This is a genomic window from Streptacidiphilus neutrinimicus, assembly GCF_000787815.1.
Classification (GTDB): domain Bacteria; phylum Actinomycetota; class Actinomycetes; order Streptomycetales; family Streptomycetaceae; genus Streptacidiphilus; species Streptacidiphilus neutrinimicus.
In genome coordinates, this window is the sequence record NZ_BBPO01000094.1 from 22,754 (window position 1) to 23,836 (window position 1,083).

General features: G+C 74.6%; 1 protein-coding gene. It reads right to left on the reverse strand.

The window, feature by feature from the left end; genetic code table 11:
- The coding region (locus tag TR48_RS43860; RefSeq protein WP_042374412.1) for a hypothetical protein at positions 1-797 on the reverse strand (797 nt) is incomplete at its 3' end.
- Between the last annotated feature and the right edge of the window lie 286 nt (positions 798-1,083).

Genomic DNA, 1,083 nt, shown 5'->3' on the forward strand with positions numbered 1-1,083 from the left:
CGAGGGACGGTCATCGCGACGCGGGCCACGGTCGCCGTACGAGGGACGGTCGTCCCGGCGCGGGCCGCGGTCGCCGTACGAGGGACGGTCATCGCGACGCGGACCGCGGTCACCGTAGGAGGACGGGCGGTCTTCCCGGCGCGGGCCACGGTCGCCGTACGAGGACGGGCGGTCGTCCCGGCGCGGGCCGCGCTCGCCGTACGAGGGACGGTCATCGCGACGCGGACCGCGGTCACCGAACGACGGGCGGTCGTCCCGGCGCGGGCCACGGTCACCGAACGACGGGCGGTCGTCCCGGCGCGGGCCACGGTCACCGTACGAGGACGGGCGGTCGTCGCGGCGCGGGCCACGGTCACCGTACGACGGGCGGTCGTCCCGGCGCGGGCCACGGTCACCATACGAGGACGGGCGGTCGTCGCGGCGCGGGCCACGGTCACCGAACGAGGGACGGTCGTCCCGGCGCGGACCACGGTCACCATACGAGGGACGGTCATCGCGACGCGGGCCACGGTCACCATACGAGGACGGGCGGTCGTCGCGGCGCGGGCCACGGTCACCGAACGACGGACGGTCATCGCGGCGCGGACCACGGTCACCATACGAGGGACGGTCATCGCGACGCGGGCCACGGTCGCCACCACGGTCACGGTCGCCGTATGAGGGGCGATCGTCACGGCGGGGCCCGCGGTCCCGGTCACCGTACGAAGGACGATCGTCGCGGCGCGGACCGCGGTCGCCGTACGACGGGCGGTCGTCCCGACGGAAACCGCCGCGGTCGCCACCACGATCACGGTCACCGGAGGAGGGACGGTCGTCCCGACGGTAGCCACCCCCGCGGGAGTCACGGGACTCACGACGGCCCGCGCCGCCAGCGCCGTGGGGGCCGTCGCCAGAGCGGCGCTCCGGTCCGTTGGGGGGGTATGCCATTGGGGTGACTCCTGTCTGGACTGCGTGAGGCCTTGCGATGCCGGCAACGCGTCAACCGCGCACCGACTCTCATTCTCCCGCACTCGGCGAGTGGCCGCTCACGGGGTGACATACGAAAAAAGCCGGGGCCCCAGCTGTTCACTGGGGCCCCGGCTG